Raw genomic sequence first — 7,788 nt, forward strand, 5'->3', positions numbered from 1 at the left:
GGCAGCATTGATGAGGTGTGAAGTGAAAAAGTGGTGGTTTCCTGCCGTGACGGCACTGGTGGTGCTGCAGGGCTGTTCAAGCGTTCAGCGTGGCAACATCCCGGTTGTGGACTCGAGCACACGGGTGTCCAACAGCGAACGCGTGACGGCCAACCGCTCGGCGGCCGGCATCAGTAACGGCACATCGCAAGCGCAGACCCTGCCCGAGGACTCCGGCGTAACCGTGATGATTCCGCAAGGCGCCGGTGCCACGGGCATTCAGACGTTCCCCGCAGGCAATGGCGTGGCCCCGATCAGCACCACGCCGATTACCACTGGCCCTGGCACATCTGCACCGATGGCGACCAACCCTAACCCGATCGCCGACGAACCGTTCGACATCGCGTCGATGAACAGTGCCCCGGCCGCTGCCAGCGCGCCGACCGGCATTCCGCGCAGCAGTGCTGCATCCGGGGGGCTCTCGGCTGACGAGCAGCTCGATGGCCCGGTGCTGGCACTGTTGACCACTGCCCAGTCGCAACAGGGCAGTGGCGACTTCAACGGTGCAGCCTCGAGCCTGGAGCGTGCCCAGCGCATCGCCCCGCGTGAGCCGCAGGTACTGTTCCGTCTGGCGCAGGTGCGCCTGTCCCAAGGCGATGCGGCGCAGGCCGAGCAGTTGGCGCGCCGTGCCCTGACCTATGCCAATGGTCGCCCTGACCTTCAGGCCGAGCTGTGGAATACCATCGCCCAGGCCCGTGAGAAACAGGGTGACAGCGCCGGCGCAGCGCTGGCCCGGCAAAAAGCGCGGGTCAACTCCTGATGATCGAGCAGCGTATTCTGGATATCGCCGACCACCTGCTGCTCATTGAGCGCGAGTTGATCGTGCAGGGTTGGTGGGCTGACGAGCCGCCAAGCGATGAGGCTCTGGCCAGCACGGTGCCTTTTGCGGTCGATAGCATGAGCTTCGAGCAGTGGCTGCAGTGGATATTTCTGCCGCGCATGAAGATCATCATCGAGCTTGGTCAACCGCTGCCCAACGCCTCAAGCATTCTGGTGATGGCCGAGACGGTGTTCGTCGATCGGCCGGAGCAGAGTCGTGAGTTGCGGCGCCTGCTGGCAGAGTTCGATCAATTGATCGCTGCTTGAGCCTGATTTCTTCTATTTTTCCTTCAAGGGCCGCAGATTGTGGCTCTTTTTTTTAGAAAAGTTATTTTTGCTGCTGCTGTGTTGGTTTTTAGTGGTGGCAAGAATTCATCTTGAGGAAAAATTGGCAATAATTTTTCTTGACTTGTAGCCGCCAAATCACAAGAATCCAGATTCCGCTTTAGAGGGACTGCCAGAAGCAGACCCGCTAAGCAGATCATGAGGCGCACACCCGCGCCGACCTGTTACACCCCGCAACGCGTTACCTCGCGCTGGGTGGGATAACCCCGCAACACTCTGGGGCGCTCCCAATACTTGCTCAGTCAGTGCTGACGTTCGCTCATGCTCTGCTTGGCAGTAAACCTATTAAGACCCGTCCACTAGGGACGGTATTCTGGCGTTTTAGAGGTGAACAACGTGGAGCTTTTATCTGGCGCTGAGATGGTCGTCCGCTTCTTGCGTGACGAAGGCGTTAAGCACATCTACGGGTACCCTGGTGGTGCTCTCCTGCATGTTTACGACGCCCTGTTCAAAGAACCGGAAGTCGAGCACATCCTGGTTCGTCACGAGCAGGCTGCTACCCATATGGCGGACGGCTACGCCCGCGCCACCGGCAAGGCCGGTGTGGTGCTGGTAACCTCCGGCCCGGGCGCGACCAATGCCATCACCGGTATTGCCACCGCTTACATGGACTCGATTCCGATGGTCATCCTGTCCGGCCAGGTGCCTAGCACCATGGTGGGTACCGATGCCTTCCAGGAAACCGACATGATCGGTATCTCGCGGCCGATCGTGAAGCACAGCTTCATGATCAAACACGCTACCGAGATCCCTGAAGTTCTGAAAAAAGCCTTCTATCTGGCGCAATCCGGCCGTCCTGGCCCGGTCGTGGTCGACATCCCAAAAGATATGACCAACCCGGCCGAGAAGTTCGAATACGTCTATCCGAAGAAGGTCAAGCTGCGCTCCTACAGCCCGGCAGTGCGTGGCCACTCCGGCCAGATCCGCAAGGCTGCCGAGATGCTGCTGGCTGCCAAACGTCCGATCGTCTATGCCGGTGGGGGTGTGATTCTAGGTGGTGGCTCCGAAGCGCTGACCGAAATTGCCAAGTCGCTGAACCTGCCAGTCACCAATACCCTGATGGGCCTTGGCGGCTTCCCGGGTACCGACCGCCAGTTCCTCGGCATGCTCGGTATGCACGGCAGCTACACCGCCAACATGGCCATGCACAATGCCGATGTGATTTTCGCGGTCGGCGCGCGCTTCGATGACCGCGTGGTCAATGGTCCGGCCAAGTTCTGCCCGAATGCCAAGATCATTCACATCGACATCGACCCGGCGTCGATCTCCAAGATGATCAAGGCCGACGTGCCGATCGTGGGCCCGGTCGACAGCGTGCTGAGCGAGATGCTCGGCATCCTCAAGGAAATCGGCGAGCAGCCAGACAAGACCGCGGCCGAAGCCTGGTGGAAGCAGATCGACGAGTGGCGCGGTAATGGCGAACTGTTCCCCTACAACAAGGGCGACGGCAGCGTCATCAAGCCACAGACCGTCATCGAGACCCTGTGCGAAGTGACCAACGGCGATGCTTTCGTCACCTCCGACGTCGGTCAGCACCAGATGTTCGCGGCGCAGTACTACCGCTTCAACAAGCCGAACCGCTGGATCAACTCCGGTGGCTTGGGCACCATGGGCTTCGGTTTCCCTGCGGCTATGGGCATCAAGCTCAACTTCCCGGATCAGGACGTGGCCTGCGTGACTGGCGAAGGCAGCATCCAGATGAACATCCAGGAACTGTCCACCTGCATGCAGTACGGCCTGCCGGTGAAGATCGTCAACCTGAACAACGGCGTGCTGGGCATGGTCCGTCAGTGGCAGGACATGGCCTACAACGGCCGTCACTCGCACTCCTATGTCGAGTCGCTGCCTGACTTCATCAAGCTGGCCGAGGCCTATGGCCATGTGGGTATCCGCATCACCAGCCTGAAGGACCTCAAGCCGAAGCTCGAAGAAGCCTTCGCGATGAAGGACCGCCTGGTGTTCATCGACATCGCGGTCGACCGTACCGAGCACGTCTATCCGATGCAGATCAAGGATGGCTCGATGCGTGACATGTGGCTGAGCAAGACGGAGCGTACCTGATATGCGGCACATCATTTCCCTGCTGCTGGAAAACGAACCCGGTGCTTTGTCCCGCGTGGTCGGCCTGTTCTCCCAGCGCAACTACAACATTGAAAGCCTGACCGTGGCGCCCACCGAAGACCCGACCCTGTCGCGTCTGACGCTGACCACCGTTGGCCATGACGAAGTGATCGAGCAGATCACCAAAAACCTCAACAAGCTGGTCGAAGTGGTCAAGCTTGTCGACCTGTCGGAAAGCGCTCACATCGAGCGTGAACTGATGCTGGTCAAGGTCAAGGCCACCGGTGCCCAGCGTGCCGAGATCAAGCGCACCACGGATATCTTCCGTGGCCAGATCGTCGACGTAACCGCCAGCGTGTACACCGTGCAGCTCAGTGGTACCAGCGACAAACTGGACAGCTTCATCCAGGCCATCGGCACTGCATCGATTCTCGAAACCGTGCGCAGCGGCGTCACCGGCATTGCCCGTGGCGACAAAGTGCTCAGCATCTAAATTCAAAAATTAGCGATGGCTCCGCAGGGGCCGAGATATAACCAGGGGTATTTCATGAAAGTTTTCTACGATAAAGACTGCGACCTTTCCATCATCCAGGGCAAGAAAGTCGCCATCATCGGTTACGGTTCCCAGGGCCACGCCCAAGCGTGCAACCTGAAGGACTCCGGTGTAGACGTTACCGTCGGTCTGCGTAAAGGTTCGGCTACCGTTGCCAAGGCTGAAGCCCACGGCCTGAAAGTGGCCGACGTTGCCACCGCCGTCGCTGCTGCCGACCTGGTCATGATCCTGACCCCGGACGAGTTCCAGGGCGCTCTGTACAAGAACGAAATCGAGCCGAACATCAAGAAGGGCGCCACCCTGGCCTTCTCCCACGGTTTCTCGATCCATTACAACCAGGTCGTTCCACGTGCCGACCTCGACGTAATCATGATCGCGCCGAAGGCCCCGGGCCACACCGTGCGTTCCGAGTTCGTCAAAGGCGGCGGTATCCCTGACCTGATCGCTATCTACCAGGACGCTTCCGGCAACGCCAAGAACGTCGCCCTGTCCTACGCTTCGGGCGTTGGTGGCGGCCGTACCGGCATCATCGAAACCACCTTCAAGGACGAGACTGAAACCGACCTGTTCGGTGAGCAGGCTGTTCTGTGCGGCGGTACCGTCGAGCTGGTCAAAGCCGGTTTCGAAACCCTGGTTGAAGCTGGCTACGCGCCGGAAATGGCCTACTTCGAGTGCTTGCACGAGCTGAAGTTGATCGTCGACCTCATGTACGAAGGCGGTATCGCCAACATGAACTACTCGATCTCCAACAACGCCGAATACGGTGAGTACGTCACCGGTCCGGAAGTCATCAACGAAGAATCCCGCAAGGCCATGCGCAACGCTCTGAAGCGCATCCAGGACGGCGAGTACGCGAAGATGTTCATCTCCGAAGGCGCCACCAACTACCCATCGATGACCGCCAAGCGTCGCAACAACGCCGCTCACGGTATCGAAGTCATCGGCGAGCAACTGCGTTCGATGATGCCGTGGATCTCGGCTAACAAAATCGTCGACAAGACCAAGAACTGAGTCTTATCGAATGATGAAAAACGCGGCTTCGGCCGCGTTTTTTCGTTCTGGCATTCAGCTTCTGGTATAAAGCAGACCAGTGGCCTGCCGTCAGAACCTGTTTCGCGGGCCCGTGTCGAACATTTTCCATCCTGTTGCAAGGTACCCTCCATGAGCGAACGTCCCGAAGAGCCGAACAAGCCCTCCGACGCCGAAAGCCTGCTACCTGTCGATGAGCACGTTGAAGAAGGGCATGATGCCGAAGGGCGCAAAGTGCGCCATCGCGGTATCTATCTGTTGCCCAATCTGTTCACCACCGCCAACCTGTTTGCCGGTTTCTATTCCATCATCAACTCGATGAGCGCGCAGAGCGCCCTCAGTGCTGGTGACCCGCGCGAGGCGAGCAAGTACTTTGCCTTTGCCGCCATTGCCATTTTCGTGGCCATGGTGCTCGACGGCCTCGATGGCCGTGTCGCCCGTATGACCAACACCCAGAGCGCCTTTGGAGCCGAGTACGACTCGTTGTCGGACATGGTCGCCTTCGGCGTGGCTCCGGCCCTTCTGGCCTTTGGCTGGGCGCTGGGCGACATGGGCAAGGTCGGCTGGATGGTCGCCTTCATCTATGTGGCCGGTGCCGCGCTGCGCCTGGCGCGTTTCAATACCCAGGTCGGTACTGCCGACAAGCGCTACTTCATCGGCCTGGCCAGCCCGGCTGCCGCTGGTGTGGTCGCCGGTACCGTATGGGCCTTCAGCGACTATGGTATCCAGGGGTCCAAGTTGTCGTTCCTGGTGGCACTGCTGGTTGCCGCAGCCGGTATGTTGATGGTCAGCAACATCAAGTACAACAGCTTCAAGGAGCTCGACCTCAAGGGCCGCGTGCCGTTCGTGGCGATCCTCGCGGTGGTGCTGGTGTTTGCCGTGGTATTCAGCGACCCGCCGCGCATCTTGCTGCTGATTTTCCTTGCCTACGCCGCTTCCGGCCCGATCCAGTTCCTGCTCAAAGGGCGTCATCGTAAATCCTGAATGATTTAATGATGGAATAACCCTGCGGCTTCACAGTCTTACTGGTACATCCGTTAACCAGTGCTGTGGAGCCGTCATGCTTATAAAGCTTCCCAGGTCTTCCGATTGCAACGCGTCGGAGATCACTCCCGAAAGCATCTACCTTTCCCGTCGTACCCTGTTGGGTGGCTCCATGGCCGGCGTTGCGCTGGGTGCGATGCCTTTCGCTGCGCGCGCGGCCCAAGCATCGCGTTACGCAGATGTCGAGGCAGGCAACGCACCGGCATGGTTCACCAGCAAGCTGCCTGACACGCGCTGGCAAGCGGTGACTGTAAAGGACGAGGCGATCACGCCCTTCAAGGATGCCACCCATTACAACAACTTCTATGAGTTCGGGCCTGATAAAGGCGACCCGGCCGCCAATGGCGGGAGCCTGAAGACCGAACCCTGGTCGGTGGTGGTCGATGGCGAGGTTGGCAAGCCCGGGCGCTATGCGTTGGAAGACTTTGTCAAACCCTACGCGCTTGAGGAGCGTATCTATCGGTTACGCTGCGTGGAGGCTTGGTCAATGGTCATCCCCTGGCTGGGCTTTCCCCTGGCCCAAGTTCTCAAGCAGGTTGAGCCGACCTCGAAGGCGCGCTATGTACGGTTCGAGACCCTGCAGGATCCGCAACATATGCCCGGGCAGCGTTCGGGGTTCGCGTTGATCGATTGGCCGTACGAGGAGGGCTTGCGCCTGGATGAGGCGATGAACCCGCTGGCCATCCTGGCGGTCGGCATGTATGGGCGTGAGTTGCCCAACCAGAACGGTGCGCCTCTGCGCCTGGTGGTGCCGTGGAAGTACGGGTTCAAGAGCATCAAGTCGATCGTGCGGATCAGCCTGGTGGCCGAACGGCCGCGCACGACCTGGGAGAGTCTTGCGCCTGATGAATATGGTTTCTATGCCAACGTGAACCCCGAGGTCGATCACCCGCGCTGGAGCCAGGCGCGCGAGCGGCGGCTACCCAGTGGCCTGTTCAGTCCCAACGTGCGACAGACACAGATGTTCAATGGCTACGCCGATGAAGTGGCGTCGCTGTACGCTGGCCTCGACCTGCGGAAGAACTATTGATGCGTTATCCCTGGCTGCGCCTGGCTATCTTTATAGTCGGTTGTCTGTTTCCGCTGTGGTGGTTGTATGAGGCGGCCATGAACCTGCTTGGACCGGACCCGGGGAAGATTCTTATGGATCGGCTTGGGCTGGGGGCGTTGATCTTCCTTTTGATCACGCTGAGTATGACGCCGCTGCAAAAGCTGACAGGGTGGTCGGGGTGGATCGTTGTGCGCCGGCAACTGGGGTTGTGGTGTTTTGCCTATATCGTGTTGCACCTGCTCTGCTACCTGTTCTTTATCCTGGGGCTGGATTGGGGGCAGTTTGCCGTCGAGCTGCGCAAGCGGCCGTACATTATTGTGGGTGCGCTCGGCTTCATTGGTTTGCTGGCGTTGGCGGTGACTTCCAATCGTTACAGTCAGCGCCGCTTGGGCGGGCGCTGGAAGAAACTGCACAAGCTTGTATATGTGATTCTCGGTTTGGGCCTGCTGCATTTTCTTTGGATTGTGCGCTCCGATCTGCGCGAGTGGGCGATCTACGCGGTCATTGGTGGTTTCTTGATGGTGCTGCGAGTGCCGGCGGTGGCGCGGCGAGTGCCTCGCATTATGGGGCGGCGGGGAAGGGTGGCTTCGTAGGCGCTTGAAGGATAGCGGCCCACACCAGGTACGCTTAGGGCTATTTCCACCTATATTTCAATTTCTTGAATTAAAGCCTTGACGGGCGTTCGAATCCCCTTATAATGCGCCCCACTTCCAGCGTAGTCGGAACGAGAAACTCTTTGAAATTCAACGAGTTGCTTAATCCAGGTAGTGCTGGAGGTGCTTCGATCGACTGATCGATAGCGGTTAAAATGGTGGTTGACAGCGCTTCTAAACGCTGTATGATTCGC

The 7,788-nt window shown here is 59.1% G+C and carries 9 protein-coding genes; 8 read left to right on the forward strand and 1 reads right to left on the reverse strand.

Annotated elements, in window-relative coordinates:
* Positions 1-22: 22 nt before the first annotated feature.
* The 8 genes from ACW4TB_RS24185 (at position 23) to msrQ (ending at position 7,534) form a co-directional block, all read left to right on the forward strand.
* Positions 23-799 carry a tetratricopeptide repeat protein gene (locus ACW4TB_RS24185; RefSeq protein ID WP_012312683.1) on the forward strand — a complete coding sequence of 259 codons (777 nt, stop codon included), beginning with the start codon at positions 23-25 and terminating at the stop codon, positions 797-799.
* The gene (locus ACW4TB_RS24190; RefSeq protein WP_012312684.1) at positions 799-1,125 is read left to right on the forward strand and encodes a YqcC family protein; all 327 of its coding nucleotides are present in this window, start codon (positions 799-801) and stop codon (positions 1,123-1,125) included. Before ACW4TB_RS24185 ends, ACW4TB_RS24190 begins: the two co-directional genes overlap by 1 nt.
* Positions 1,126-1,539: 414 nt before the next feature.
* Positions 1,540-3,264, forward strand: a complete 1,725-nt coding sequence (locus ACW4TB_RS24195; RefSeq protein WP_012312685.1) for an acetolactate synthase 3 large subunit — start codon at positions 1,540-1,542, stop codon at positions 3,262-3,264.
* Between the two features lies 1 nt (position 3,265).
* Positions 3,266-3,757: an acetolactate synthase small subunit gene (ilvN, locus tag ACW4TB_RS24200; RefSeq protein WP_003250040.1), complete on the forward strand. Its 492-nt coding sequence runs from the start codon at positions 3,266-3,268 to the stop codon at positions 3,755-3,757.
* Positions 3,758-3,811: 54 nt separating this feature from the next.
* Positions 3,812-4,828: a ketol-acid reductoisomerase gene (gene ilvC, locus ACW4TB_RS24205; RefSeq protein ID WP_012312686.1), complete on the forward strand. Its 1,017-nt coding sequence runs from the start codon at positions 3,812-3,814 to the stop codon at positions 4,826-4,828.
* Positions 4,829-4,978: 150 nt separating this feature from the next.
* On the forward strand, positions 4,979-5,830 hold the full coding sequence (pssA, locus tag ACW4TB_RS24210; protein WP_012312687.1) for a CDP-diacylglycerol--serine O-phosphatidyltransferase: 852 nt from the start codon (positions 4,979-4,981) through the stop codon (positions 5,828-5,830).
* A gap of 76 nt (positions 5,831-5,906) precedes the next feature.
* Positions 5,907-6,920: a protein-methionine-sulfoxide reductase catalytic subunit MsrP gene (msrP, locus tag ACW4TB_RS24215; protein WP_012312688.1), complete on the forward strand. Its 1,014-nt coding sequence runs from the start codon at positions 5,907-5,909 to the stop codon at positions 6,918-6,920.
* Positions 6,920-7,534: a protein-methionine-sulfoxide reductase heme-binding subunit MsrQ gene (gene msrQ, locus ACW4TB_RS24220; RefSeq protein ID WP_012312689.1), complete on the forward strand. Its 615-nt coding sequence runs from the start codon at positions 6,920-6,922 to the stop codon at positions 7,532-7,534. Before msrP ends, msrQ begins: the two co-directional genes overlap by 1 nt.
* 70 nt (positions 7,535-7,604) lie before the next feature.
* Here the strand turns inward: msrQ and ACW4TB_RS24225 are convergent.
* Positions 7,605-7,788, reverse strand: a 184-nt coding sequence (locus ACW4TB_RS24225) for a hypothetical protein (RefSeq protein WP_455828578.1), incomplete at its 5' end; no start/stop codon positions are given.

Source organism: Lelliottia jeotgali, from assembly GCF_977070485.1.